Annotated in this window: 22 protein-coding genes; 8 read left to right on the top strand and 14 right to left on the bottom strand. The window is 67.8% G+C overall.

Annotated elements, in window-relative coordinates; genetic code table 11:
* Positions 1-54 precede the first annotated feature (54 nt).
* Positions 55-495: a MarR family winged helix-turn-helix transcriptional regulator gene (locus tag NM2_RS23010; protein ID WP_169816225.1), complete on the bottom strand. Its 441-nt coding sequence runs from the start codon at positions 493-495 to the stop codon at positions 55-57.
* 63 nt (positions 496-558) lie between these two features.
* Between NM2_RS23010 and NM2_RS23005 the strand changes: the two genes are divergently transcribed.
* Positions 559-1,638 carry a substrate-binding domain-containing protein gene (locus tag NM2_RS23005; protein WP_067672508.1) on the top strand — a complete coding sequence of 360 codons (1,080 nt, stop codon included), beginning with the start codon at positions 559-561 and terminating at the stop codon, positions 1,636-1,638.
* A 53-nt stretch (positions 1,639-1,691) separates the two neighbouring features.
* Here NM2_RS23005 and NM2_RS23000 read toward each other — a convergent pair whose 3' ends face one another.
* Entirely contained in the window at positions 1,692-3,398 is a 1,707-nt protein-coding gene (locus NM2_RS23000; RefSeq protein ID WP_067672505.1) for a purine-cytosine permease family protein, read from the bottom strand.
* 253 nt (positions 3,399-3,651) lie between these two features.
* Between NM2_RS23000 and NM2_RS22995 the strand changes: the two genes are divergently transcribed.
* Positions 3,652-3,930, top strand: coding sequence for an FmdB family zinc ribbon protein (locus NM2_RS22995; protein WP_067672502.1), 279 nt, complete (start codon positions 3,652-3,654; stop codon positions 3,928-3,930).
* A 36-nt stretch (positions 3,931-3,966) separates the two neighbouring features.
* Positions 3,967-5,220 carry a formamidase gene (gene fmdA, locus NM2_RS22990; protein WP_067672499.1) on the top strand — a complete coding sequence of 418 codons (1,254 nt, stop codon included), beginning with the start codon at positions 3,967-3,969 and terminating at the stop codon, positions 5,218-5,220.
* A 16-nt stretch (positions 5,221-5,236) separates the two neighbouring features.
* Here fmdA and NM2_RS22985 read toward each other — a convergent pair whose 3' ends face one another.
* The 11 genes from NM2_RS22985 to NM2_RS22935 form a co-directional block, all read right to left on the bottom strand.
* The gene (locus tag NM2_RS22985) at positions 5,237-6,340 is read right to left on the bottom strand and encodes an ABC transporter substrate-binding protein (RefSeq protein ID WP_067672496.1); all 1,104 of its coding nucleotides are present in this window, start codon (positions 6,338-6,340) and stop codon (positions 5,237-5,239) included.
* A gap of 62 nt (positions 6,341-6,402) precedes the next feature.
* Positions 6,403-7,200, bottom strand: coding sequence for an ABC transporter permease (locus NM2_RS22980; RefSeq protein ID WP_067672613.1), 798 nt, complete (start codon positions 7,198-7,200; stop codon positions 6,403-6,405).
* A complete protein-coding gene (locus NM2_RS22975) occupies positions 7,197-7,946 on the bottom strand; it encodes an ABC transporter permease (protein ID WP_067672493.1) in 750 nt (249 codons plus the stop codon). Before NM2_RS22975 ends, NM2_RS22980 begins: the two co-directional genes overlap by 4 nt.
* On the bottom strand, positions 7,943-8,779 hold the full coding sequence (locus NM2_RS22970; protein ID WP_067672490.1) for an ABC transporter ATP-binding protein: 837 nt from the start codon (positions 8,777-8,779) through the stop codon (positions 7,943-7,945). Before NM2_RS22970 ends, NM2_RS22975 begins: the two co-directional genes overlap by 4 nt.
* Positions 8,780-9,145: 366 nt before the next feature.
* The gene (locus NM2_RS22965) at positions 9,146-12,427 is read right to left on the bottom strand and encodes an arabinosyltransferase domain-containing protein (RefSeq protein ID WP_067672487.1); all 3,282 of its coding nucleotides are present in this window, start codon (positions 12,425-12,427) and stop codon (positions 9,146-9,148) included.
* A 93-nt stretch (positions 12,428-12,520) separates the two neighbouring features.
* A complete protein-coding gene (locus tag NM2_RS22960; protein WP_067672484.1) occupies positions 12,521-14,038 on the bottom strand; it encodes a class I adenylate-forming enzyme family protein in 1,518 nt (505 codons plus the stop codon).
* Between the two features lie 145 nt (positions 14,039-14,183).
* Entirely contained in the window at positions 14,184-15,224 is a 1,041-nt protein-coding gene (locus tag NM2_RS22955) for an ABC transporter substrate-binding protein (RefSeq protein WP_157121250.1), read from the bottom strand.
* Positions 15,225-15,235: 11 nt separating this feature from the next.
* Positions 15,236-16,093 carry a bifunctional 5,10-methylenetetrahydrofolate dehydrogenase/5,10-methenyltetrahydrofolate cyclohydrolase gene (locus NM2_RS22950; RefSeq protein WP_067672481.1) on the bottom strand — a complete coding sequence of 286 codons (858 nt, stop codon included), beginning with the start codon at positions 16,091-16,093 and terminating at the stop codon, positions 15,236-15,238.
* A 13-nt stretch (positions 16,094-16,106) separates the two neighbouring features.
* Positions 16,107-17,024 carry a formyltetrahydrofolate deformylase gene (gene purU / locus NM2_RS22945; RefSeq protein WP_067672478.1) on the bottom strand — a complete coding sequence of 306 codons (918 nt, stop codon included), beginning with the start codon at positions 17,022-17,024 and terminating at the stop codon, positions 16,107-16,109.
* A complete protein-coding gene (locus tag NM2_RS22940; RefSeq protein ID WP_067672476.1) occupies positions 17,021-17,884 on the bottom strand; it encodes a methylenetetrahydrofolate reductase in 864 nt (287 codons plus the stop codon). The genes purU and NM2_RS22940 overlap by 4 nt, the downstream gene beginning before the upstream one ends.
* Entirely contained in the window at positions 17,881-19,266 is a 1,386-nt protein-coding gene (locus NM2_RS22935) for an aminomethyltransferase family protein (RefSeq protein WP_218025967.1), read from the bottom strand. The genes NM2_RS22940 and NM2_RS22935 overlap by 4 nt, the downstream gene beginning before the upstream one ends.
* 243 nt (positions 19,267-19,509) lie before the next feature.
* On the opposite strand from NM2_RS22935, the gene NM2_RS22930 reads away from it, so the two are divergent.
* Both NM2_RS22930 and NM2_RS22925 read left to right on the top strand, forming a co-directional pair.
* On the top strand, positions 19,510-20,796 hold the full coding sequence (locus NM2_RS22930; protein WP_169816224.1) for a PucR family transcriptional regulator: 1,287 nt from the start codon (positions 19,510-19,512) through the stop codon (positions 20,794-20,796).
* Complete coding sequence (locus NM2_RS22925) at positions 20,778-21,674, top strand: methylenetetrahydrofolate reductase (RefSeq protein ID WP_067672468.1); 897 nt, start codon at positions 20,778-20,780, stop codon at positions 21,672-21,674. Before NM2_RS22930 ends, NM2_RS22925 begins: the two co-directional genes overlap by 19 nt.
* A 189-nt stretch (positions 21,675-21,863) precedes the next feature.
* Here NM2_RS22925 and NM2_RS22920 read toward each other — a convergent pair whose 3' ends face one another.
* Positions 21,864-22,730, bottom strand: coding sequence for an alpha/beta fold hydrolase (locus NM2_RS22920; protein ID WP_067672465.1), 867 nt, complete (start codon positions 22,728-22,730; stop codon positions 21,864-21,866).
* Between the two features lie 223 nt (positions 22,731-22,953).
* On the opposite strand from NM2_RS22920, the gene NM2_RS22915 reads away from it, so the two are divergent.
* Genes NM2_RS22915 through NM2_RS22905 form a run of 3 tightly spaced genes read left to right on the top strand, consistent with a single transcriptional unit; the run spans position 22,954 to position 26,061 of the window.
* The gene (locus NM2_RS22915) at positions 22,954-24,123 is read left to right on the top strand and encodes an aromatic ring-hydroxylating oxygenase subunit alpha (RefSeq protein WP_067672461.1); all 1,170 of its coding nucleotides are present in this window, start codon (positions 22,954-22,956) and stop codon (positions 24,121-24,123) included.
* Complete coding sequence (locus NM2_RS22910; protein WP_067672458.1) at positions 24,123-24,872, top strand: Zn-ribbon domain-containing OB-fold protein; 750 nt, start codon at positions 24,123-24,125, stop codon at positions 24,870-24,872. The genes NM2_RS22915 and NM2_RS22910 overlap by 1 nt, the downstream gene beginning before the upstream one ends.
* 13 nt (positions 24,873-24,885) lie before the next feature.
* Positions 24,886-26,061 carry a thiolase C-terminal domain-containing protein gene (locus NM2_RS22905; RefSeq protein ID WP_067672455.1) on the top strand — a complete coding sequence of 392 codons (1,176 nt, stop codon included), beginning with the start codon at positions 24,886-24,888 and terminating at the stop codon, positions 26,059-26,061.
* The last annotated feature ends 196 nt before the right edge of the window (positions 26,062-26,257 follow it).

The following is a 26,257-nucleotide window of genomic DNA, read 5'->3' as shown; positions in this document are numbered from 1 at the left end:
AATGTCGGCCGTGTAACAAAGGTATTTCTCATCCGGGGGTCGGTCGGATGACGGCTACAGCGGCAGCGGATCGGTCACCCGGATACGATCCATCAGAGCTGTCAGCAATTGTGTGACCTGTTCACTACCGATGGTGATCGAGGAAATGCCACTGTCGGCGAGCGCCTGATTCATGACCTTGTGCGTGAGCTGACCGCGCCGGGTCGGATACACCAGGACTCTGCGCCGGTCGGCGGCGTCGACGTTGCGATGCACCAGGTTGTCGGCGATCATGGCGTCGATCAGGCGGGTGAGCGTGGCGGCGTTGAGTTGCGTGACCTCGGCCAGTTGCGACATCGAGCGGCCCTGACCGTCGCTGACGGCGTTGAGTACGTGCCAGCGCCCGGGGGACGCCTCGCCCAAGCAGGTGGCGACAGTCTTGTCCAGTTCCTGTGATACCCGTCGCAACAGTCGGGCAAGCTCGTCCAGCCCGGCGAGGGCGGTACTATCCTCCACAATCAGCACTATACAGCGCCGTATGAGTCATTTTCAGTTGCAAGTATTACGGTGGTGGTTGCCATGACCGTTCGGAGCCTTCGTGATCGTCGTGAGTCGGTGGATCTCGCGCTGGCGGTGCCGCTGAGCGGCTCGGCGGGAATGTTCGGGCCGTCGTGCGAGGCGTCGGCAGAGCTCGCGATCGAGGACATCAACGCCGCGGGCGGCATCCTGGATCGGCCGGTGCGGTTGCATCCGATCGACGCCGCGGCGCCCTTGCCTGCGGTGGCCGCCCAGATCGACCGGATGATCGGCCAGGGGGTGATCGATGGCGTCGTCGGCTGGCATCTGTCGAATGCGCGCAAGGTGATCACCCCGCGGACGGCCGGTCGAATTCCCTATGTGTACACCACCTTCTACGAAGGGGGTGAGGATTCCGACGGTGTGTACATGGTGGGGGAGACCCCGGATCAGCAGTTGTTTCCCGCGCTGCGGTGGATGCGCGCCGAGTTCGGCGTCCGACGCTGGTGCATCGTCGGCAACGACTATGTCTGGCCCCGCGAAACAGTCAGGGCCACACTCGAATTCGCTGCCGATACGGATATCGAGGTGGTTGGCGCGAGTTTCGTCCCCCTGGGCGGGCGGGATTTCGGCGCCGCCCTCGAATTGATCCGGTCCTCGGCGGCGCAGGGTGTGCTGCTGTTTCTGGTCGGCGCGGACTGCGCGGCGTTCAATCGGGCGTTCGCCGCGGCCGGTCTCGATGAGCGCCGGGTCCGGCTCGGCATGATGATCGGTGAGGATGTCCTCTACGCCGGCGGCGTCGACAGTACTCGTGGATTGTTCACCGCCTGCGGCTATTTCGAGAGTGTGGTGTCGCCGGAGGGGATGGACTTCGGGGCCCGGTACACCGGCCGTTTCGGGGCACTGGCTCCCGCGTTGAACAACATCGGCGAGTCCTGTTACGAGGGACTGCTGTTGTTCGCGTCGCTGGCCGAGCAGGCGCGCAGTCTCGATCTGCGCGCCATCGAACGCACTGCCGCCGGCGCCGGCTACCACGGTCCGCGCGGCGAGGTCCGGGTTCGCGGCGTGCACACCACCCAGCCGGTCTATCTCGCCGGGGCCGATCGGCTGGATTTCACCGTTCACGCCGAACTGACCTCCTGATCGGTGCCGGGCTGGGGCCGAACATGTTCGGCCCCAGCCTGTTTCGGGACATCTCAGTCATGCACGGGCATGGCCTGCAGGCCCAGGTCCTCGGCCACGACCGTGTCGGCGTAGGAGGACGACTGGCACTGTTCGGCGCAATTCTTGGTGAGTGTGCACGTGAGCGAGGACACCGCACCGCCGTGGAAGGGGCAGTGGTGCACCATGTCCGGCAGTTCGTACCGCTTGCCGTCCACCACATCGAGCAGGGTCTGCCCGGCCCACAGCGGTTCCTTCTCGATCTCTTCGCGAAGCGGATTCGGCCGCGCCAGATAGTATTTGCCGCGCGTGAGGATCGCGATGATCGGTGTCAGCACGACGGCAACGGCCAGCGCGAGATAGGGCGACCATGCCTCCAGCAGGCTGCCGAACGCGCCGAAGTAGGCGAGAATGGACAGCACCGACCCGGCGAGCATGGACCCGAATCCGACCGGATTGATCGGATACAGATAGGCCCGCTTGAACTCGATGTACGGCGGGCTGATCTTCAAAATCCCCTTGTTGATCACCAGGTCCGCGACGATCGCGCCCACCCAGGCGATCGCGACGTTGGAGTAGAATCCCAGAATTGTGTTGAGCACGGTGAACATGTTGCCCAGCATCAGGGCCAGCGCGATCGCGATGTGCAGTGCCAGCCAGACCACCCGGCCGGGATGTACATGCAGTACCCGGCTGAAGAAGTTCGACCACGACAGCGACCCGGAATACGCGTTGGTCACGTTGATCTTGATCTGTGACAGCAGCACCATCACGGTCGCGATGGCCAGAGCCATTGCGTGACTGTGGATCAACGCGCCGTAGCCGCCGAGAAACTGCTCGATCGGCTCGGTGGCCCGGGTGAAGCCCACCTGTCCCGCGATGTAGAAGGCGAGGAAGGCCCCGCACAGCTGCTTGGCCGCCCCGAGGATCACCCATCCCGGACCGGCCGCCAGCACCGCGGACCACCAGCGCAGCCGGGGCGTCTCCGACTTCTCCGGCATGAATCGCAGATAGTCGACCTGCTCCCCGATCTGGGCGATGAGTGACAGCGCGACTCCGGCGCCCGCGCCGACGCCGATCGCCGTCACCCGTGCGCTGCCGCCGTTGCCCGCCCACGACAGGAATCCGTCGAATCCGGATGGGTCGCCGATCGCGATCATCACCAGCGGCGCCGCGAACAGGATCAACCACAGCGGTTGTGTCCACACCTGGAACTTCGCCAGCGCCGACATCCCGTACAGCACAAGCGGAATGATCAGCAGCGAGCCGATGACGTAGCCGAGCGGGAGCGGGATGTGGAACGCCAGCTTCATCGCCTGGGCCATGATCGATCCCTCGAGGGCGAAGAAGATGAAGCAGAAGCTGGCGTAGATGAGGCTGGTCAGCGTGGACCCGAAGTAGCCGAATCCGGCCCCGCGGGTCAGCAGATCCATGTCCAGGTTGTACTTGGCGGCGTAGTAGGCGATCGGGACGCCGGTCAGGAAGATCGTCGCGGCGGCCACCAGGATCGCGATCACGGCGCTGGAGGCACCGTGGGTCACGGCGATCGATGCTCCGATGGAATAGTCGGCCAGATAGGCGATCCCGCCGAGTGCGGTGACCGCGCACGCCAGCGGACTCCAGCGGCGGAAGGACTTCGGCGCGTACCGCAGCGAGTAGTCCTCGATGTCGTCGCGAGCGGCCCAATCTTGGAAACGGCGCCACCGGGAGGGGGCCGCGACCGGGGTCGGTTCTGTCGTCATGGTGTCGTTCTCCTCGCATTCGAGGCCGTTGGCTGCACGGGCTCGGTGAGGACAGACGCTATATTCGATACTTTCAAATGACTATAATTCATATGAAAATTAATGATCGGGAAACATGGGGCGAGTCTCGTAACGGCAGCTTAACCATCGGTTTTCGTGGCTGCGACACGGACCGCATTCGATTGTGGCCATACGAAATATGCTCAAATGAAAATGATGGTCCGGGCGATGGCTCGGCAGTCGGAGGTCGCTGATGCCCAGCTACGAATTCACCTGTCCGACGTGCGGGGGATTCGACCGCCGCCACCCCATGGCCGAGGTACCCGAGTCGGTGCCGTGCCCGCGATGCCGGCGGCAGGCTCGGCGACGTATCTCGGGCGGGGTCCTGCTGCGTTCCGGTTCGGCGGGCACACGTCTGCTCGACGCTACCGCGCGCACGGCGGCCGAACCGTCGCTCGTGGCCGCGCCGCCGCCGCGTCGCAGCCCGCGCGTCACCCGAAATCCCTTGCACCGCAAGCTCCCACGTTCCTGACGACTCCTACGCTCCGACGTCGAAGAGAGGTATCTCATGCCCGAGTTGCTGTACCCGCTGGATTCGTCCAAGCGGTTCACGGACCAGAAGTTCGTCGGCCACAACCGGTGGCATCCCGACATCCCGGCCGCGGTCACCGTCCGGCCCGGCGACGAGTTTCGGGTGCATGTGCGCGAATGGTTCGACGGGGCGATTCACAACGACGATTCGGCAGACGATGTCCGCAATGCCCCGCTCAGCACCGTGCACTGCCTGTCGGGGCCGTTCGCAGTCGAGGGCGCCGAACCGGGCGACCTGCTGATCGTCGACATCCTCGACATCGGTCCCATCCCGCAGGAGGACTCCGGCCCGCTGGCCGGTCAAGGCTGGGGTTACACCGGGATCTTCGCCACCGACAACGGCGGCGGATTTCTCACCGAGCACTTCCCCGACGCCTACAAGGCGATCTGGGATTTCAGCGGGCACACCACCACCTCCCGGCACGTGCCCGGGGTGAAGTTCACCGGGATCATGCATCCCGGCCTGATGGGTACCGCGCCCTCGGCCGACCTGCTGAGCACCTGGAACACCCGGGAGGCCGCCCTGATCGCCACCGACCCCGAGCGGGTCCCGCCACTGGCATTGCCGCCCGAACCCCGTGACGCGATCCTGGGTTCGCTGACGGGGCCCGAATTCGATCGCGTGGCCGCCGAGGCGGCGCGCACCGCGCCGCCCCGCGAGAACGGCGGAAACCAGGACATCAAGAACCTCACGCGCGGCAGCCGCGTCTTCTATCCGGTCTTCGTGGACGGCGCGAACCTGTCCGTCGGCGATCTGCACTTCTCGCAGGGCGACGGGGAGATCACCTTCTGCGGTGCGATCGAGATGGGCGGATTCATCGACCTGCGCGTCGATGTCATCAAGAACGGCATGCAGCTCTACGGCGTCACCGAGAACGCGGTCTTCCTGCCCGGCAACGAGGGCCCGGTGTACTCCGAGTGGTTGGCCTTCTCCGGAACCTCGGTCACCCTCGACGGCGAACAGCGGTACCTGGACTCGCAATTGGCATTCGAACGCGCCTGCCTGCACGCCATCGACTACCTGACCAACTTCGGGTACAGCCGGGAGCAGGCCTATCTGCTGCTCGGTGCGGCGCCCATCGAAGGACGTTTCTCCGGCGTCGTCGACATACCGAACTCCTGTGCCACCGTGTACATTCCGACAGCCATCTTCGACTTTCCGATAACCCCGTCCGCCGCGGGACCGGTGCGAATCGACCCGGGGATCGGAGCGCCCCGCACCGCCCGCTGACGCGAGTTCCCCTGCGCTACTTCAGCTCTGGGTGTTCGGAGTAGAGCTCGCGCAGGATGGACAGGTCGAACAGTTGCTCGGCCTTGATATCGATCTTGGCCTTGGCCAGGGCCTCGATATTTCGTGCGATCAGCTGATCGGTCATGGAGAACAGGCCGTTGGCCTTGGTGTCGTCGGAGACGACGAGATCGTTCTGCGCCTTGGCCTCGTCGGTCTGCTCGGCGAGGTCGAGGCGCTGGTCCTTGCCGTAGACGTCGACCGCGAGATGGGCGCTTTGCGGCGAGTCGGCGACGGCGTCCTTCCAGCCCTTGATCTCCGCGGTGAGAAATGCCTTCAACTTGTCTCGTTCGGAGTCGATGGTCTGCTGGCGCACGGTCAGCGTTTCGGCGGTGAGCGGGAGGCCGAAGTCCGCGAACAGGAAGTGCGCGGTCGGAAATCCCTTGGCCGCCAGGGTGATCGGCTCGTTGGTCACATAGCTGACCCAGCCGTCCACCTCGCCGTTGGCCAGCGGCGTCGGGTCGAACTGGGCGGGGACGATCTTGACGTCGCTGGATGTCATGCCATTCGCGGCGAGCAACGCCCCGAAGATCAGCTGATTGGTATCCTGCACACCGATCTTCCGGCCTTTCATCTCCGCCGGTGAGGTGATCGGCTTCGCCGCCGAACTCACGATGCAGAACGGGTTCTTCTGATACGTGGTGCCGACGATCTTGGCCTTCAGCCCGTCCAGAACCGCGGGCGCGGTCGTCTGCGGCGCGGAGGTGCCCAACCAGATCTTGCCGGTGTCCAGGCCCGCCTCCACCGAGGTGCTGGCTGCGCCGCCGGAGATCAGATCGACGTGCCCGAAACCGGCGTCGCGGTAGTAGCCCTTGCTGTCGGCGAAGTACTCACCGGCGAATTCGATGTTCTTCAACCACGACAACTGGACCGCGACGGTGCCGTATTTCGACCCGTCGGCGGTGGTGCCGTTGTTCCCTGCCGACGACGAGCTCTTGCCGCAGGCCGCCAGCACGCCGGTGCCGCCGAGCGCGACGCCGGCGAACGCGGAAAAGCGGAGGAAGGACCGACGGTCCAGGGATGAAAGCTTCTGGGCCGACGAGGGGCCGTGCACGCGTGTCATGCCGGAAATGTAGGGCGCTTCGATTTCGAATACTTTGCTATCGGGATAATTCCGGCGGCGCGTCAGCTCTTGCCGGTCTCCGCGCCGAAGCGAGCCAGGACCAGGTTCTCCAGCACGCCCACGATCGCGTACAGCAGGACCGACACGATGGTCACCAGCGCGATGCACGCCCAGAGCTTGTTGTACTGGAACGTGGGGATGGCCCGGATCAGGGTGGCGCCCAAACCCGTTCCGCTGCCGAGCCATTCGCCCAGCAACGCACCGATCAGCGCGCCGGGCACCGAGATGCGCGCCGCCGCGAACACCGCCGGCAGCGCGGCGGGCATCGCGACCATCCGCAGCCGCGTCCAGCGCGAACCACCGTATGCGGCAACGAGTTCCATCGCCTGCCGGGAGGCCGAGCGCAGACCGGTGATGATCATGACCAGCGCCGGGAAGAACACCACGATCGCCGCCAGCACAGTCACTCCGAGAACCCCGCGACCGAAGACCAGCACGACGATCGGTGACAGCGCCACCAACGGTACCGACCGCAGCAGCATCGCCACCGGCATGAACGACTGCTCCACCGCGGGCAGTGTGACGAACAGCGCCGCCGCCGCCAGCGCCGCGAGCATGCCGATGCCGAACCCGGTCGCCGCGTCCTTCAGGGTGATTCGCAGATCGGACAGGATCGCGTGACGAGCGGTGTCGGAGTCGGGCCCGGTGATCAGATAGGACCACACATCGCCCGGTGTCTTGCCCACTCGTGGCCCGACCTGCGGGAAGGCATACAGGAACGCGTACCAGATCACGAGCATCAGAATCAGCGAGATGACAAGCGGAAGAAGGAATTTCACGATTCGCACGAGGATGTTCACGAGCGCGCCTCCCGTGCGGTCCACGGCGCGAGCGCCCGCGCCAGCACGGCGACCACCGCGTAGCCCAGGCCCGCGAGTGCCGCGGCGGCCAGCGCCATGCCCCAGGTTCGCGGCACGTTGTAGGACGTCTGGGCCGCGGTGAGCGCGACGCCGATACCGCTGTCGACACCACCGAGATATTCACCGATGATCGCACCGAGCACCGCAGAGGGCGCGGCGATCTTCAACGCCGCCAAGGTATTCGGCAGGGCGGCGATGAGCTGCACGCGCCACAGTCGTTGCCAGCGCCCGCCGCCGTAGGCTCGCACCAGATCGAGGCTGGTCCGGTCGGCCGAGCGCAGGCCCGACACCGTGCCGACCATGGTGGTGAAGAAGCAGTACATGGCGGCGAGGAAGACCGTCGGCGTGCGGCCGCCGAATACGACGAGAATGATCGGCCCCAGCGCGAGCAGCGGTGTGCAGTAACTGAGTATCGCCAACTGCGTGACCAGCGACTCGATCGGCGGTACCAGCATCACCAGGATCGCCAGCGCGATCGCCAATGCGTTGCCCGCCGCAAACCCTTGCAGTGCACCGTAAGCCGTGATCCGGAAGTTCGGCCCGTACAGCGACCAGCCATCGGTGTACATGGTGTGCAGCACGCGCCACGGGCTCGGTACGGTGCCACCGGCGACCTCGAGATCGGCCAGCAGCCACCACAGCGCGAGCAGCGACGCCAACCCGAGCAACCCGCCGACGCGCTTCATCGCGCCGTCTCCGGAACATCCAGCGCCGCTTCGGCTTCCGCTTCTATCCCGCCCTGACCACCGCGGCCGAACAGCAGCTCGGACAGATAGTCGTGCAGCTCGTGGAAGTCCGGGCTGCGCATCATGTCGGGTGTCCGGGGGCGCGGCAGGTCGATCTTCACCGTCTCCACGACCCGGCCCGGCCGGGGGCTCATCACCGCCACGACATCGGACAGGAACACCGCCTCGCCGATACCGTGCGTGACCATCAGCGTGGTGGCGGGTTTCTCGGTCCAGATGCGCAGCAGTTCGAGGTTGAGCCGCTGCCGGGTCATATCGTCGAGCGCGCCGAACGGCTCGTCGAGCAGCAGTACGCTCGGCTCCAGCACCAGCGCCCGCGCGATCGAGACCCGTTGTCGCATACCGCCGCTGAGTTGTGCGGGCTTGGCCTTCTCGAAACCCTCCAGCCCGACCAGCGCGATCAGATCGGCGATCGCGGCGGCATCGACCGGCAGCCCGGCGACCTGTAACGGGAGTTTGATGTTGGATTCCACACTGCGCCAGGGCAATAGCGCGGAATCCTGGAACGCGATCCCGAACCCGTGCCGCCGCCGCAGCTCGGCCGGTGTCGCACCGTTGATACCGGCCGCACCGGCCGTGGGCGTCTCGAGCCCGGCCAGAATGCGCAGCACCGTCGACTTCCCGCACCCCGAGGGACCCAGCAGGGACGCGAACGCACCCTGCTCGGTATCCAGGTCCACCGAATCCAGCGCCGACACCGTGCGCCGCCCCGCTCGAAACGTCTTGCTCAGGCCGCTGATGTGAATCCCGGTGCCCGCGGCTTCCTTCTCCATGCGGTAACCCTAGGAGCAGCCGGTTGCGCCGATATTGCGAATCGGCACACCAGATTTCCGGGGCGTTACGGTGATGTGGCGACCGGTGCGCGCGTAGAGCCACCGCCGCCCTCAACGCCCGCGCACGGCCATGGATTTGGGGCCGACCAGCCCCGAAACCGAGGACCTTACGCCACCGTTTCATCTACCGCTTTTGAGGAACACGGCACTGAGCGACGCAGATGTCGACGACCAGCACTGCGGGACGTTCACCGGCCCCGAGCCGGGCGGCGAAGCCGCGGCGGCGGTAGTCCTCGGCCAGATCCGACCTGTGGCATCTCCTCGGCCTCGCCGTATCCTTGGCGAAACGGTGAGCGAGATCAAGGACTACCAGGTGTTGATATGCCCGGGTGACCACGTGCCGCTGTGCGTCTCCCGGGTGACCGCCGGGTTCGCGGGGACCGCGGACGGGTCGATCGGCGTGAGGCGTTGCAGCTCACCCCAGTCCTGATCCCAGTTGTCCTCCAGGTAGGTGGCCAGGGTCTGCGAGCGCAGGAGTTGCTGGCTCCAGCCCAGCGGGCCGCCGCCGACGTGGCTCTCCCACATCGTGGTGTCGTGCGCGCCCAGCCGGTTGGGCAGAATGCGCCAGCTCGGGACCTGGGCGATGCCGTCCTTGTGGTCGAACGGCCGCTGGCACGGGAACTGCAGGCCCACAGCCCAATCCAGGAGCACGGGCTGTGTCGAGCCGACCAAGTTCTGGAGTGTGCGCGTGCGCGGGATGCGCGGCGGGGTCAGCGCGACCCACCGTTGCGGGTCGAGGTTGTGATCCTTGGCCATGATGCGAATCACGTTCGCCTGCACGGGAATTCGATCCAGCGGCACCCGCAGGTCGCGCCAGGACGGGGCCGGGCCGATATCGATCGGGGTCAGCTTTCCCAGCGGGCGTGCGCTCGTCGCGGAATCGGTTGTGCCGTATTGGATCTGCACCGGCTCACCGCCCACGGGCCGGCCGTCGGGGCCCTCGGCCTGGATTCGGCCCGCCGCGGCGATCGAGATGATGTCGTTGTGGTCGTGCTGATCGGGCAGCCGGTACCAGCCGGTGACCAGGTCGGCCGGTTCCTGCTGGTCGTAGGTGCCGAGCTCGGGCGTGGTCGTCGAATCGAGGCCGTACGGCAGTGGGGCGCCGCCGGTTTGGGTGGCCGCGTCGGTGCGGGTCTCGGTGGCGGACTTGTCTCCGAAGGATTTGGCGATGCTGGTCGACTCGCCCTTCTCGTCGGGGGAGCTGACGTCACCGACGCCGTTCGGCACGAAACCGTGTGCGCCGCCGGTGAACGTGGTGAAGGCGTCGCCCGTGAGCGGCTTCATCATCGAAGCGCCGGGGTCGGGCTCGACCAGCACCTTGTCCGCCAGCGCGCACGGATCGCCCAGTGCCGCATGGATATTCGAGGATGCCAGGGAGAATCCCGGATGCTGGTTCAGCGCGCCCGCGGCGAACGAGGCGACCTGGAACACGACCAGGATGGCCGCGGCCGCCGTCAGCGGCGGGAACTTCGCCAGACGCCAGGCGCGCGGTGACACTCGATGCGGCGTACCGGGTTTCGGCGCCCGCACATGCCACCAGATCGCCAGCAGCAGACACAGCGCGGCGATCATCAGGAATATCTCGCTGAACCCGGTGCCGTCGACGGACGGTGACCGGTCCCACCACGGGATGCCGAAGCTCGACACCCACCACCACTCGTTGACGCTGGTGAAGATCTGCGCCAAGGCCAGCGACACCACCGCGGCGAACAACGCCCGATTGCGCGGCGAACGCATCACCCGAGGTCCCACCGCGACCGCCGTGAGCACCGCCACCGATCCGGCCAGACCGGCGTAGACCCCGTTGTGGTGAGTGAATTTCGTCGGGCAGACCGCCATCAGCACCATCGACCCGAACGTCACCCCGAGCAGGCGACGCGCCGGTCCGGCCGCGGTGAACGGGATGCGGCCGCCCTTGCGCAGCAGGACCAGGACGCAGACCGCCAGGCTCAGCCACATGGCCACCATGCCGAACCGGCGGGCAATGGAGCCGTCGGCCGAGGGCATGAACAGCCATTGGTAATTCAGGTATTCGTTGTACCAGGGGTCCGACGGTCCGACGATATTGTGCACACGCTGCATCTCCTGCATCGCCGAGAGTGGTTCGACGGCGAATGCGAAGGCCAGCACCAGCATTCCGGACGCGAGCAGCGGCGCCAGCAGCGCCCCGTACGCCCGGATCCAGGCAACGGGCGGTGGTGCGGATCCGGCCCGGGCACCGGCGAGCTCACGCGCTTTCGGTATGCCGAATCCGACCGCCGAGCGCAGACCGGCCAGCAGCGGCGCCAGGCAGATCACCCCCGACGGGGCCGCGGTGAAACTGAACGCGCCGACGAGGATCGCGAGGGCATACGGCAGCAGCCGGTGCGTCGCGATGGCGCGTTCCACCAGGCACCAGGTGAGCAGGACACAGACCGCGACGACCGGTTCGGGCCGCAGCCCGTTGTTGTAGGGCAGCCATACGGCCAGGAAGGCCAGCGCACCGGTCCACACCGCCACCCGGTCGTGGCGCACGGCCGCTCCGAGCCGGGGAATCACCTCCCGGCTAAGCGCCAGCCAGGTGACCACGGCCGCGAGCAGTGTCGGCAGCCGCATCCACGGACTCGCGACGCTGATCTCCGACATGTGCGCGATGATGTCGTAAGGCGGTGTGCCGACCGGGTTCTCGGGCACGCCGAAGAACCGGAAGTAGTTGGCCATGTAACCGGATACCAGCGAGGTGCGCGCCATCCCGAACTGGTAGCCGTCGTCGGAGGTGGTCGCTCCGATGAAATGCCACACCAGCAGGGTCCCCAGGACGACGAAGTCGACCCCGGTGAACCGCCACCACCGCTGCGGCAGCAGACGCCGCAAGCCCCGGCCGTCGCCGCGGTCCAGCCGGTACAGCGCCACCAGCGCGATCAGCGTGAACACCACGGCCAGCACTTCGGCCGCCCGCTTGGCCGACGTCGGCGTGACCGAGAACCGGCTGTCGACCTGCGCCACGACCGCGGCCCCGTCGGGTTTGGGCAGATCGCTGAAGATGCCGACGACCTGCGGTCGCCAGTCACCGGGCGGCAGCACGGTCGGTTCGACGTCCGATCCGTGGACGGTGACCCTCGTCGAGGACATGTCGGCGTGCACCGTCAGGGTGCCGCCGCCGATCGCGCCGATGGGCACGTTCAGCAGCGACTGGTTTCGCAGCACGACCTCGAGCCGGGCGGGCTCGCCGCTCTGCGCGGGCTGCACGCGCGCGACGAACCCGTACTTCTCCAGCTGTGGCGCACCCTCGGGCAGCGTCGAGGCCAGTACGCCGCCGTGTGCGCTCAGTTGCGTCATCGACCGGCCCGGGATGGTCGCGTCGAAGGTCAACGGCGCGTAGGTGACCAGCGGCGCGTTGACGCTGCGGGGCGAATCCTGTTGTGGCCACGAGAGAGTCGTGTGGTCCACCTGCACCGGCAGCAGCGGTACCGCGATGGCGCACAGGGCGCCGAGCAATCCGGCGATGAGGGCTAGCGACTTGGCCCATGTGCCGCGCCACGTACCCGATGCCCCGGGTTTCGCGCCCGCGGCATGCGCCCTGTCCGCCCTTACCAACGTGTCGACCACGGCCGCCGATGCTAGTGTGATGCTTCCGTTATCCGCGATTCGCCCACTGTTTCTCAGCCTGCGTTCAGGGTCGGTGCCGCACTCCCGCCCGGCTCAGCGGACTCTTTCGTACTTCGCGGGGATGTCGGTGTACTCGCGGCGGATGGCGACCTTCGCGAGCTTGCCCGACGGTAGCCGGGGGAGCGGCTCGTCGCGGAACACGACATAGCGCGGCACCTTGAAATCGGCCAGCTCGCGGCTGCAGTGCTCGATGACGACGCGGGGGTCGTGCTGCCCGGTGGTGACCAGGATCGCCGCTGGCGTCTCGCCGAACTTCTCGTCCTCGGCGCTGATCACCGCGACCTCCTCGACCCCGTCCAGGCCGCTGATCACCTGCTCGATCTCGACCGGGGAGATGTTGATTCCGCCGGAGATGATCAGATCCTTCATCCGGTCCACGAATCGGAGCCTGCCCTCGGCGTCCACGACGCCGAGGTCGCCGGTGTACAGCCAGCCGCCGCGCAGCGCCCGCGCGGTGTTCTCCGGGTCCCGCCAGTAGCCCGGCGTGACTCCGGGCCCGCGCAGCAGCACCTCGCCCGGCTCGTCCGGATCACACGGGGTGCCGTCGTCGCGGATCACCTTGAAATCGGTGAATATCGAACCCGTGCCGCAGCTGTCGGGATGTTCGGCGGCGTGCTCGGGCCGGGTGCTCGTCCCGACACCGCCCACTTCGGTCAGGCCGTAGATCTGCCGCAGCGCAACGCCTTTCGCGCCCCACGCCTCGAGCAGCCGCACCGGGACCGGGGCCCCGCCGGTGATGGCCATCTTGATCGAGGACAGGTCCGCCCGCGCGAATTCGGGCGATTTCGACATCGCCTCGAAGATCAGCGGGACCCCGAAGATCGTGGTGATCCGGTGCCGCTGCAACAGATTCACCGCGCGGCCCGGGTCGAAGCTCGGCTCCACGACGAGCGTGCCGCCCAGCAACGTCGTCACGCACAGCCCGGTGACCAGCCCGGGAGTGAAGGCCAGCGGCAGCACGAGCAGGCTGCGCGAGCCCGGCCGCATGCCCTCCTCGGTGAGCGTGAACTCGAAAGCGATGTTCAGCAGGGTCTGGTTGGTGCAGATGACGCCCTTGGACAGTCCGGTGGTGCCGCTGGTGAACAGCACGATCGACGGGTCCGTGGGATCGATGTCGACGACGAAGTGGTCTTGCGCGCCTTCGCGGAGTTCGGGGACGCCGGTCAGCGGATATGTGCCGAGCCCCGGCATCTGCGCTTGTACCGCCGGCATCACCTGCAGCCCGGCGGGGTCGGCGACGACGAGCCTCGCGTCGGCGTCGGTGAGGATCTTGCGCAACTCGGCGGCCACCAGCCGGGGGTTGAGCGGTACCAGGACCGCGCCGGTCTTCAGGATGCCGAGTGCGGCCACGCACCAGTCCAGGGAGTTCCCGCCCAGCAGCCCGACCCGGTCGCCGGGGCCGACGCCGGTGTCCGCCAGCCGCCGGGCGAACCGGCTGCTCCAGGACTCCAACGCCGAGTAGGAGACCTCGTCCTGCGCGACGATCAGCGCGGTCTGTTCACCCTTGGTTCGTGCCCACCAGCGCAGTGCGGAGACAACAGAAGCAGCCATGGTATTCCCTCACCTTCGAGGCGCTCGCTACTCATCCGCGATCTTCTCGCTCGACGATCGCCAGCACCACGATAATCTAATGACTTTAGATATTGAGGGAGTTTCGCCCGATTCGTCGCCCGGCCTGCTTCGATCCGCGGCGGTCTCACCGTGGCAGGTACTCGTTGGTCCAGTTGCCTCGCGGAAGCTTGGCACCCTTGGGAACCGCGCCCGTCTGCTTGATGAAGTTCATGCTGGTTTTCCACCCGTCGGCGCTCATCGCGCCGGTCTCGGGCCAGTCCACCTGCCGCAGGCTCGCCAGCAGGACCGGATCGGCGATGGTGGAGAACGTCTGCTTCACGATGCTCACCACGTCGGATTCGTGCCCGCGGATGTACGCGCTGCCCTGCTGGACCGCCCGCACGAACCGGCGAACCAGCTCGGCGTTCGTGGTGGCGTAGTCCTGCCGCACCGCGATGATCTGGCCGTACCCGCTCCGGGGCACCGACCACGCGGGCACCGTGTCCGGACCGGCCACCACGACCCCGTCACCGTCGTCCTGCACCGCCAACGGCGTGGGTTCGGAGGTGACGAACCAGTCGATCCGGTTGTTGCTCAGAGCCGCCTTGTCGGCCGCCGGGCTCGGCAGGGACGCGTAACGAACCGTATTCGGCGAAACCCCATACTCCCGAAGGAAGATGCCTGCCTGTCCCTGGGTGGTGGCCGAACTCGCGCCGCCGACCGATCCCCGCAATGCCCTGGCCACCTCCGCGGGCGGGGTATCGGCGGTGAGGTGGTGTGCGCGTGCGAATTTCGTGCTGACGATGAGGCCCAGTGGCGAGCCCGCACCGTCCACGGACACGGCGAGCTGCGGAATCTTCCGGTTGACCGCGTTGATGAATGTCGTCGGGCTGTAGTTGAGGAACTGCACGGAGTCCGATTGCAGCGCGGCGGCATCCAGCGACGAGGTCAGGGTGACGAACTCGACCTTCAGCCCTGCCGCGCGGAAGTACCCCTTCGCGTCGGCCACCCGCAACGGCGCGTCGAAGATCGTGCCGGCGACACCGACGGTCACCCTCGTCAGACCGTCGGCCTCGCTGGAACCGCAGGCCGCGAGCAGGCCCCCGCACAGCGCGAGCACCATCGGGATCACGGCGCCCAGCCGGGCGGTCCTGGATCCGAGGCGTCGTTGCCTCTTCATGTCCATGGGTCAGCCTTTCATCGGTGGTTCAGCTCGCGCGCCCACTCGGCGGCCTTGACCGTGTTGGCCATGAGCGTCGCGATGGTCATCGGACCGACTCCACCCGGTACGGGGGTGAGTCGTTTGGCGTGGCCCACGAGTTCCCGGGCGCGCACGTCGCCGACCAGGCCCTCGGATGTCCGGTGGATACCGACATCGACCACCGTCGCGCCGGGCTTGACGTGCTCCGGCCCGATCAATCCCCGCACCCCGGTGGCGACTACCAGGACGTCGGCCGCGCGGGTCACCGCGGCCAGGTCGACGGTGCCCTTGTGCGCCACCGTGACGGTCGCGTCCCGGTTCATCAGCATCTGCGCCATGGGCCTGCCGACCAGATCCGAGCGTCCGACCACGACGGCGTTCGCGCCGTCGATCGTCACCCCCTCGGAGTCCAGCAGCTCGATCACTCCGGCCGGTGTGCACGGTCGCAGGCCGAACTGGTCGCGAGCCAGCAATCCCGCGCTGAGCGTCGTCAGGCCGTCGACGTCCTTGACCATCGGGATCCGATCGATCAGGGCCGCCGCGTCCAGCCCGTCGGGCAACGGCAGTTGCAGCAGGATTCCGGACACCGAAGGATCCTGCGCCAGCGCATCGATGACCGTCGCGACTTCCTCGTGCGAGGCGCTCGACGGGACTGTCCGGTGCAGATCGCGCATGCCCAGCTTGCGCACTGTTCGCCGTTTGCTCGCTACGTACACCGCGCTCGCCGGATCCTCACCCACCAGGACCGTGGCCAGTCCCGGTGCGGTGTCCGGGGTGAACGACGTCGCGATGTCGTGGGCGACCCGCTCCTGGATGCGTCGTGCCACGCTCTTGCCATCGATCCACCGCGTCACCCGAGTGCCCCTCTCACGCGAAGACGATCGTGTGATTGCCCTGCCGGAAGACCCGGTCCTGGGCATGCCAGGCCACGGCTCGGGACAGCACCGCGCGTTCCACGTCCGCGCCGCGACGTTGCAGTTCCGCGGCACTGTCCGCGTGGGACACACGCACCACGTCCTGCTCGATGATCGGGCCTTCGTCCAGGTCCTCGGTGACGTAGTGCGCCGTCGCGCCGATCAGCTTCACCCCGCGTTCCTTGGCCTTCGCGTAGGGCCCGGCGCCGATGAAGGCGGGCAGGAACGAATGGTGGATGTTGATGATCGGCACTCCGACGCGGTCGATGAAATCTCCCGACAGGATCTGCATGTACCTGGCGAGGACGACGAAATCGACATTTCCCTGGAGCAGCCGCAGATGCTCGGTTTCCGCGGCGGATTTGTCGGGCCCGGCGGAGGGCACATGGAAGAACGGGATCCCGAACCCACGGACCTCGGTCGCGGTGTCGACGTGGTTCGAGACGACCATCGCCACCGAGACCGGCAGTTCGCCGCGCCGATGCCGCCAGAGCAGGTCCAGCAGACAGTGGTCCGACTTCGAGGCGAAGATCGCCATCCGCTTACGCACCGCCAGGTCGCGCAGCGTGAAGTCGAGGTCGAAGCCCTCGCGCAGCACCGTGTCCAGATCCGTGCGGACCGCGGGCAGCAGCCCGGGCAGATCCCGCGCGGAGAAGACCGTCCGCTGGAAGAACGCGCCGCCGCGCGGATCATCCGAATACTGGTCCAGCGATACGATATTCGCGCCGTGTCTGCTCAGCACGCCGGTCACGGCCGCGACGATGCCCGGCCGGTCGAGCCCCTGCACCGTCAGCGATGCCAAGGGTTCCCGGTCGCCCGTCGTCGCGGACGCGGGCCCCGCGGCCGGTCGCAGGTCGCGCACCGCCGTCATGATCTCGCTTCCTCGCCGAGGCCTGCGGTGAAGTCCGTGATCCACTCCACCGTCGCCTCCACTCCGCCGAAACTGTAGAAATGGATCCGCACGTCGCCGTGCCGTTCGGGTTCCCACCGCCGAGCCAGATCGCGCAGGAACCGGTCGGGCCCCGCGGTACCCATGAGGTTGGTGATCGAGAACCCGTACTTGCGCACGATCCCGGCGCTCGTGCCCACCCCGAACCGGGTCGCGTACCGCACCAGGCGCCGGATGCCCGCCGGGCCCGGCACGCCCACGCGTATCGGCAGGGCGATCCCCCGCGCGCGGACCTGCTCGACCCAGTCCAGCACCGCGTCCGAGTCGAAACCGAACTGGGTGACCACCGAACCCGCCAGCCCGGCTTCGGTCAACAGCGCGGCCTTGTCCGCCAGCGAACGCCACAGCACGTCGGTCGCGATCTCGGGATGGCCCTCCGGGTACCCGGCGATTCCGGCCTCGACCAAGCCGAACCGTTGCGGCACAGCGCTTTTCAGAACCGATAACGCGTCCGGGTACGGTCCGAGCGGAACCGCCGGATCACCGCCGACGACGAACAGCCGATCGGCGGCGGACACATCTGCGAGGCCCGACAGGAACTCCTCGAGTTCGCCGGGCGACCGCAGCCGCCGCGCCGCCACGTGCGGCACCGGGATCAGCCCGAGGGCGCCGCACACACCTGCCGCTTTTACCCGGGTCTCCAGATCCTCGCTCTCCAGATAGGTCAGGTGCACCCGCGTTCCCAAAGGGATGTTCGCCGCGGCCGCGGTCAGCCGGTCGACGTCCTTTCCCGTGATCTCCAGGGAGAAGTCGGTCAGCAACGAAACCTCGCGCGGGCTCATGACCGCGAAGCGCCGCGATAGCGGGTGCGGGCGAAGCTGTCCAGGGGGGCGGCCTCGACGGTGGCGCGAACCTCGAACTGCTCGTGCGGCTCCACCGAAGGCTTGTCCGACACCGGGTCCTCGCCCCAGAGCACCCGAACCTGCGTGCCCGGCCGCGCGAATTGCTCGTCGACGACCGCGAGCGACACGACGGCCTGGTCACGCACCACGTACCCGCAGTCCATCGAGATGCCCACCCGCTCGCCGCCGACGCGCACCTCGTCCATCTGGAACTGTCCGTAACGTGCCTTCGGCAGGGAGAAGTACTTGAACGTCGGCCCCGGAGTCCACAGTGAGGAGAAGATGCGCCCGGCGTCCTCGGGATTCCAGACCAGGGTCACCTTGCGCCGCTGCGGTCCCGCGGCCCGGTCACGCAGGGCGTCCATGCCCACGAACTCGTGATCGAACTTGACGTGCCGTCCGTAGCCCAGGTCGTACGGCGTGACGTAGTAGTCGGTCACGTCGCTGGAGAACAGGCTGCCCGCCAGCGAACCCGCGCTGCCCGCGGGAAGCCACTCGCGATACCCGGTGAGCGTCTCGTCGGTGTAGATGGCGGGCATCGGGCCCGGGATCCAGCCCGACTCCAGATTCGCCGTCGAGTAGGCCACCGACCCGACCTGCTGAAGTCCGAATTCCCCGCCCACGCGAAGGATCTCCGCGCGCACCGTGGTCCCGTCCGCCCAAGGGCCGAACAGTTCGAATCCCACCTGTCCGGCCATGCCGTGCCGGATCGCCCGCACCGGCTTGCCGGCGATGGTGAACGCGGTCATGCCGAAGAACCGCACCTCGGGCATCGGTTGCCCGGTGAGTTTCTCCACCAGGGCCGCGGTCGCGGGACCTTGGATCTCGTAGCGGTAGAGCTTGGGCGGCAGGCCGCCGCGCTCGATGGACTGCGGGTCGCGCTCGACCGTCACGTCCCAGTCGCCGGTCAGCGCGTTGTACTCGACCCAGTCCAGCGCCGTGCGGCGGCCGACGAGATCGGCCGACCGGTCGCTCAGCCCCACCAGGACGCAGTCGCCGATGTAGTACCCGTCGTTGTTGACGGCCACGAACTGCTTGGCCTTGTTGTTTCCGAACGTGGCGAAGCTGTTCACGCCCAGGTGTTCCAGCAGCCGCACAGTATCCGGGCCCTCGACGAAGAGGTCGACCATGTGGTGCGACTGGTCCATCAGCACGCATGAGGTGTGCCATGCCAGCGCTTCGGCCCGCCAGTTCGTGAACTCGGCCGGGACGAAGCCGAAACCATGCGAAAAGGCACGTCGCGCCTGGTTCCGCAGGAGTTCGACCGGGTTGCCCACCCGGTCGATCGCCGCCTGAAGGCTTTCCTTCACTGCCTCACCCACGTTGTTCCTTCCTTCGAGCGGACGCGCCGGGCGATCTCTCCGGCGCCTGGCTCAGGTTCGCAAAACGCGGGTCCCCGGCGCACGGTCCTGGAGGCCAAGACGAACGCCTGGCGATTTGTGTTCGAACACAAAAGGCCAGGACGGTGGCCTGCGGCTTCGTTCGGTGGTATCAAAGTCAGGACCAACCGATCTCCAGGAGCGTCCGATGAGCCCATGTGCTGTGCATCGTGCAGAGCAGCGTCGGTGAGCGTTCCGGACAGCAGAGTGATGGACCTGCATCAGATCGTGGCGCTGTGCAGCGAACTGTCCGGTGTGGCGACGGCCGACGGTGATCTCGGCCAGATCGTCGCGCTGGTCGCCGGCCGGGCCGGGGTGTGGGCCGCGGTGGTGGACGATTCGCTGTCGGTGCTGGCCCTCGGCGGTGGCCCCGAACCCGGCGAAGCCGACCTGCTGGGCACGGCGCTGGACAGCGACCGGGAAACGGTCGCGCAGTTGATCTCCGCCGCCGCGCAGATGCGCCGCGCGCTCTCCCTCCCGGCGTTCGGCGCCCGCGCAGTCTCGCTCGTCGTCGCGCCCATCCTGGTGGGCGACGACGCTGTGGCCTATCTCCTCACCGCGGGACACGACGCGGACGAGACCGGGGAGGACACCCGCATCATGGTGACCGAGCACGCGGCCATGGTCAGCGCCGTGATCCTGGGCCGCCGCCGGGTCGTGGCCATCGCGGCGGGACGCGCCCGCCGCGAACTGTTCGACGGACTGGTCCTCGTCGGGGATCGCACCGAAGCCGACATCGAAGGCTGGGCACGGCATCTGGGCATCGAGCCGGGGCACCGCCAGCGAGTGCTCCTGACCGCGGTGGACTCGCCGCAGGGCGCACCAGCGCCCGCGGTCACCGATCTGGTCGAGAACCTGATCGCCACGCGCTGTCCCACCGCGACGGTCGTCAACCGCGGCGCCGAGGTCGTCACGCTGGTACCGGGCGACGACGACGAGGGCCTCGCACGCAGACTCACCGGCCTGGCGAAGCTGTGCCGGGAGACGGTCGGCGCGCGGTTTCCCGGAATCCGGATCGTCGCGGGCCTGAGCGATTCGCATACCGGAACGGCCCGCATCAGCACCTCCTACGAGGAGGCCAGACGCGCGGTGGACATCGGGCGAACCTTCCCGGGACTGTCCGAGGTCACCGTATTCGCCGACCTGGGCGTGCACCGGCTGCTGGCCCAGGTGCGCGACGTCGCGGAACTCGGCCGATTCACGCGGCACGTGCTGGGCGATCTCCTCGACTACGACCGGGCCAACGGAACCGGCTTCGGCGAGACGCTCGCGGTGTACTTCCGGGAGAACGCGAGCCCGCAGCGCGCGGCGGCTCTGCTGCACACCCACCCGAACACGGTCGCCTACCGGCTGCGCCGGGCCGCGGAGATCGCCGGGGTGGATCTGGGTTCGTATACTGATCGCCTGGCGGTGCAGCTGGCTCTCGAGATCCTCAACGGACTAGGCGGTGACCTGTGCGCGACCTCATCCTGAACGCCCAGGGGGCGCCGGTGCTGGGAGCCTACGTGGTGCCGCGCGAGAGCGACCGGGAACAGGCGGCGCGTGCGGCGGCCGCGGTGCGCGAGGCCGGGGCCGATCTGGTCGTCACCGCGACGTCCGGGCCCGAGCGGTCGCGCTACACCAGCACCAACCAGGCGATCGATCTGGCCGCCACCTGCCACGACCGCACCGGTGTACCCGCCGTCGCCACGGTCACCACGTGGAGCCGCACGGTCATGGCGTTGCAGGCGCACCTGCTGGGCGGGCACGCACGCGGTGTCACCCGGCTCGTGTGCGGCAACGGCAGTGCGCCCAGTGACGAGGCGCTGTGGGGCGAGAGCCGCTGGGCCGTCGACGTGGTCGAGCTCATCGAGCTGCTCGGCAACCTCAACGAGGGCATCGACCGGCACGGCCTGCGCCTGGAGACCCCGACCCATTTCGACATCGGAGTCCGCATCCGCGCGGTTCCCCGGCTCACCGCCGCCGACCGGGCGCGCATCCGGCGCAAGATCGATGCGGGAGCGCACTTCATCGTCACCAGCCCGGTCTACCGGGCCGAAGCTCTCGAACCGCTGCTCGACGTGATCGACGGCGACGTCCCCGTGGTCGCGACCCTGCACGCCCTGGGCTCGGCAGCCGAGGCGGACCTGCTGCGGGACGAACTCGCGCGGGACTGCATCCCCGCGAAACTGGTACGACGCATGGAAGGTGCGGCGGACGGCGCGGCCGAGGAGGGCGGCAACATCGCCGTCGAGGTGGCGGCCGAGGTCGCCACCGCAACCCAGGGTGTGCTGTTGTCCCGCTCCGACCAGCCCGACCTGGTGTCGCGCATCAAGGCGGTACTGCCCCGTCCGGTCGTCAAGTCACCCTGAGAACGTATGCCGCGGCCTCGAATACCGCTGTGTCCCAGTCACTTATGGAGAGTCGCGGTCGAACGGCGTTGTCTCTCGGTCGATCATGGGATGTGCGGTCGAATGCCGTGGTCTTTCGGTCGCGCACGGGGTGGAACAGTCGAATGCCGTCGCCTCCCGGTCGCTCACCGGAGGCAGTGGTCGCTCTACTCAGACGGACACGCATTCGTCGAGGAAACCGAGCAGGCCCTGGGCGAATACGTCGTTGTCGTCGCCCGCGACCATGTGGCCCGCGCCGTTCACATCGATGAATTTGGCGTGCGGGATCAGCGTGAGCAGTTCGCGCGCCCCCTCGGGGCTGACGATGCGTGATTCGCTACCGCGGATGAGCAGCGCGGGCACCCGGATGGCGCGCGCCGCGGCGTTGGCGCGGGCGGTGAGTTCGCGGGCGGTCTCCTCGGCGGAGCGGCCTTCGCCGCGACGGTCGAGGAACTCCGGATCCCAGTGCCAGTACCACCGCCCATCCCGCTCGCGCAGGTTCTTGCGCAGCCCGGTCGGGCGCGGCGGGCGCTTGCGGTGCGGGTTGTAGGCCATGACGGCCGCCGCGGCGTCGTCCAGCGAATCGAACCCCTCCATGCCCGAGCGCATGAACGCGGTGATCTCGGCGCTGCCTTCGGGCTCGATCCGCGGGGTGACATCGACCAGGACGAGTCCGCGGGCGAGCGAGGGGTCCTCGCCCTGGGCCAGCAGCGAGGTCAACCCGCCCATCGACGCGCCGACGAGTACGGGCTGCTCGTCGAGGGTGGCGATGACCGCGCGCAGGTCGGCGATCATCGCGTCCTGGCTGTAGTCCGCGTCGGCGGACCAGCCGCTCTCACCGTGCCCGCGTGCGTCCAGGGCTATGGAGGTCCAGCCGTATTCGGCCAGGCGCGCACCGGTCTGCTGCCACGAGTGGCGGGTCTGCCCGCCGCCGTGCAGCAGGAGTACGACCCCGTGGTGGTCGGGTGCGATCCAGCGGTCCGCCGCGAGTGCGACGTCGCGTCCTCCGATCGTGAGATGTTCCGGTGTGACCGACATTCGCGGGTCCCCTGTTCAAGTTTTCGGTGATAACACAAGCGTTTCCCAACACTGTATGACCCGTCCTGCGAGACAAACAAAACTTCGTGTCTCATGTCACGGAACCCCGGCTTTCGCCGCGATCCGGACCGGGCTGTGTTCGGTCGTTCCGCCGCAGACTGCTTGAAGCAGCGGAGCAGATGGCGTAAACCTAATGGCATAAGATTTAATTCTGGGAGGTGTCGTGGCCGAATACGATGTCGAGCGCGAGAAACGAATCCGCCGTCTGCTGGTCCATCTGAAGGACGGGACCACCGACCAGTTCGACGGCACGGTCGAGTTCTTGCCGGAGGAGTTCACCGATCCGGCGGTGGCCAAGCGGGAGCGCGACCTGATCTTCGGGCGCGTGCCCTCGATCGTCGCGCACAGCTCGGAAGTGCCGCGGCCGAACGATTTTCGCACGCTGCGCATGCCGCGCAACAACGTGATCATCGTGCGGCAGAGTGACGGCGGGTTGAAGGCCTTCGTCAACCAGTGCCGCCACCGCGGTGCGCTCCTGGAGGAGCAGCCCGCGGGCAAGTGCAGGCTGTTCTCCTGCGGCTATCACCGCTGGTCCTACGACACCGATGGCAAACTCCGCACGATCACCCGCGAAAACACCGTCGGCGAGTTCGACCACGAGAAGTTCGGGCTGATCGAACTGCCGGTGCAGGAGCGGCACGGATTCATCTGGCTGGTGGACAAGGCGGGCGCCGAGATCGACGTGGCGGCCTGGCTCGGACCGGACGTGGACCGGATCATGGCCGACTACCACCTGGACGATCTCGTGTCGTTCCGCTGGGAGGGGTTCGACGAGCCGGTCAACTGGAAGGTCATGCAGGACGCCTTCGTCGACGGCTACCACATCCAGTACGCGCATCCGAACACCGCGGGCAAGATCATCCACACCAACGTCTACGCCTTCGAGGATTTCGGCCGCCACGCCCGCTGGCTCGCGCCGCGCAAGACGATCGATCGCTGGATCGACGAGGACCCCGGCCAGGACAGCCTGGCGCGGCACGTGACCGAGAGCCATTTCCTGCTGCCCAACAGCACGTTGCTGCGGCTGCCGGACGACCACTTCGAACTGCTCACCTTCCGCCCGCATCCGAGGGATCCGGGACGCTGCTGGATGGAGATGCGGGTGTTGGTGCCGCCGTTGGAGGCCACCTCATTCGACGAGGACAAGTGGAACCGCCGGTGGGAGAAGAACTGGCAGATCCTGCTGGATGTGTTGCACCAGGAGGACTTCCCGCTGCTGCGCAGTTCGCAGGAAGCGATGTTCAGCGAGGACGCGGGCCCGATGCTGTACGGCCGCAACGAGATCGGCAACCAGGTGTTTCACCGCGAAGTTCAGAAACTCCTGGCGAAGTGATGGCGGAGCAGGTATTCCCCTCGGTCCCGGCCGATCTCGTGCAGGTCGTCGAGCAGCACGGCCGCGCGGTAGCGGCCGGCGACAATGCGGCGGTCCTGGCGGACTTCCGGCCCGACCGTGCCGCGCAACTGATCGCGTCCGCGGCACTGCCGCCCGATCTCGTGAAGTCCGAACTGGTCGACCTACGGCTGGAGGACAGCGGGCTGTACGCCGCTCGGATCAAGTACACCGCGGCCGACGGCGCGCAAACCGTGCTGCGGTCGCGGTGGCTCGAACTGCCGGAGGGCTGGCGGGTCACCCAGGTCCGGAACCTGCCCGAGACCCCACCGCGGATGAAGGACACCGGCCCGAACGAGGACGGCAGCGACACCCCGCACTGGGAGGGGCTGCGCGTCGGCGAACTACGCATCCCGCAGTGCGAGGACTGCGCGAACTGGATCTGGCCCACGCGGCCGATCTGCCCGCGCTGCCACGGTTTTCGCGTTTCGTGGAAGGCGGTCGAGCCCACCGGGACGATCTTCTCCTGGACCCGCACGTGGCAGCTGTTCGAGCCGGAGTTCTCCGGGCATCTGCCGTTCGTCACCGTGCTGGCCGAGTTGCCGCAGGCGGGCGGGCGGCGTCTGCTGGGCGTCCTGCTCGACGCCGACGGCGTGGATCCGCAACTGGGACAACGGGTTCGGGCCGAGATCGAGGCCGCGCCCGACGGCGGCTGGCCGGTGTTGCGCTGGCGACTGAGCTCGGATCAGTGAGGACGGGACGGAAATGACCGCAGGACAAGGATTCCGGGGCGCCGCGGCTGTTGTCGGCATCGGCAGCCCGCGCTACCACAAACGGAACACCAGCGAGGATTCCGTGCTGACGCTCGTGCTGAAGGCGATCCTCGCCGCGTGCGAGGACGCGGGCGCGGACCCGCGGGCCATCGACGGCTTCGTCTCCTACGCCAACGACCACAGCGAAGGCGTCGGGGTGGGCGCCGCGCTCGGCATTCGGGAGCTCCGCTGGTCGACGATGGTCTGGGGCGGTGGCGGCGGTGGCATCGCGGCGGCGATCAACGCGGCGGCCGCCGCGGTGGCGACCGGACAGGCCGAATGCGTCGCGGTGTACCGCGGTATCACCGAAGCCGACGACGGGCGGCGCAGCTACGGCAAGGACCATTTCCAGCCGCTGCTCACCGCCCACGGAATCGTGTCGCCCGCGCAGATCTGCGCCCTGCGTACGCAGCGGTTGCTGGAGGCGGACGGCGTCCCGCGCTCGGCGCTGGAGGCGCTCACCGAGGTCTCGTATCTGCATGCTCAGCGCAATCCTGACGCGGCCGCGTACGGCAAGCCGTTGAAATCCGGGGTGTACGCGGATTCACGCTGGATAGCCGAACCGTTGCGGCTCTACGACTGCTCGCGCGAGAACGACGGCGCCAGCGCACTTCTCGTGGTGTCGGCGGAGCGGGCGAAGCAGTTCGCGCATGCGCCCGCGTATGTGCTGTCCGGGGTGCAGGGCGCGGGGCCGGACTGGGGTGAGCAACTGGAGAACGAGGAGGCGTACACGAGCGCGGGATTCCATCCGGCGCTGGTGTCGCGGATGTGGGACTCCGCCGGGATCAAGGCGGGTGAGGTCGACGTGGTGCAGGTGTACGAGAACTTCACCGGGCCCGCGGTCGCCTCGCTGATCGACGTCGGGCTCTGCCCGACCGGCGCCGCGGCCGGTGAGTTCATGACCGTGGCCAACTTGCGGGCCCCGGACGGGAAGCTGCCGGTCAACACCTCCGGCGGCAATATCGCCGAAGGGTTCGTGCACGGCATCGGCCTGGCGGTGGAGGCGGTGCGCCAGATCCGGGGCACCTCGACGAATCAGGTTGCGGGCGCGGATATTTCGCTGCTGCTCGGCGGCCCGATGGCGCCGCTGGTGAGCGCGACCGTCTTCGGCTCGGAGGCGGTGCTGTGAGCCGCGCCTGAGGGCCCGGCCCCGGTGAGGCGATCGCGGTCCCGACGTCGATGACGCACCCGGGGAGGAGTCCGGGGCCGGCTCCACGGGCAGTTCGGCGGCAATCCCGTTGGCCGCCTGAGAATCTGCGTGTCCTCGACATGGTCCCCGCGTGCGTCGCCGAACCGGCCCGCGGTCGCCGCAGGAGTCGGACGGC

Source organism: Nocardia miyunensis NBRC 108239 (genome assembly GCF_001613065.1).
Taxonomy (GTDB): domain Bacteria; phylum Actinomycetota; class Actinomycetes; order Mycobacteriales; family Mycobacteriaceae; genus Nocardia; species Nocardia miyunensis.
Note: the sequence above shows the minus strand (reverse complement) of the source record. Positions and strands in the feature narration are given on the sequence as shown.

Coding starts and splice junctions, on each gene's coding strand:
- NM2_RS23000 (WP_067672505.1), bottom strand. CDS start 3,398: ATGACGACAGAACCGACCCCGGTCGCGGCCCCCTCCCGGTGGCGCCGT.
- NM2_RS22940 (WP_067672476.1), bottom strand. CDS start 17,884: ATGAGCCCGCGCGAGGTTTCGTTGCTGACCGACTTCTCCCTGGAGATC.
- NM2_RS22995 (WP_067672502.1), top strand. CDS start 3,652: ATGCCCAGCTACGAATTCACCTGTCCGACGTGCGGGGGATTCGACCGC.
- NM2_RS22970 (WP_067672490.1), bottom strand. CDS start 8,779: ATGGAGAAGGAAGCCGCGGGCACCGGGATTCACATCAGCGGCCTGAGC.
- NM2_RS23005 (WP_067672508.1), top strand. CDS start 559: ATGACCGTTCGGAGCCTTCGTGATCGTCGTGAGTCGGTGGATCTCGCG.
- NM2_RS22910 (WP_067672458.1), top strand. CDS start 24,123: ATGGCGGAGCAGGTATTCCCCTCGGTCCCGGCCGATCTCGTGCAGGTC.
- purU (WP_067672478.1), bottom strand. CDS start 17,024: ATGACGGCGGTGCGCGACCTGCGACCGGCCGCGGGGCCCGCGTCCGCG.
- NM2_RS22905 (WP_067672455.1), top strand. CDS start 24,886: ATGACCGCAGGACAAGGATTCCGGGGCGCCGCGGCTGTTGTCGGCATC.
- NM2_RS22920 (WP_067672465.1), bottom strand. CDS start 22,730: ATGTCGGTCACACCGGAACATCTCACGATCGGAGGACGCGACGTCGCA.
- NM2_RS22955 (WP_157121250.1), bottom strand. CDS start 15,224: ATGGACATGAAGAGGCAACGACGCCTCGGATCCAGGACCGCCCGGCTG.
- NM2_RS22975 (WP_067672493.1), bottom strand. CDS start 7,946: ATGAAGCGCGTCGGCGGGTTGCTCGGGTTGGCGTCGCTGCTCGCGCTG.
- NM2_RS22985 (WP_067672496.1), bottom strand. CDS start 6,340: ATGACACGCGTGCACGGCCCCTCGTCGGCCCAGAAGCTTTCATCCCTG.
- NM2_RS22960 (WP_067672484.1), bottom strand. CDS start 14,038: ATGGCTGCTTCTGTTGTCTCCGCACTGCGCTGGTGGGCACGAACCAAG.
- fmdA (WP_067672499.1), top strand. CDS start 3,967: ATGCCCGAGTTGCTGTACCCGCTGGATTCGTCCAAGCGGTTCACGGAC.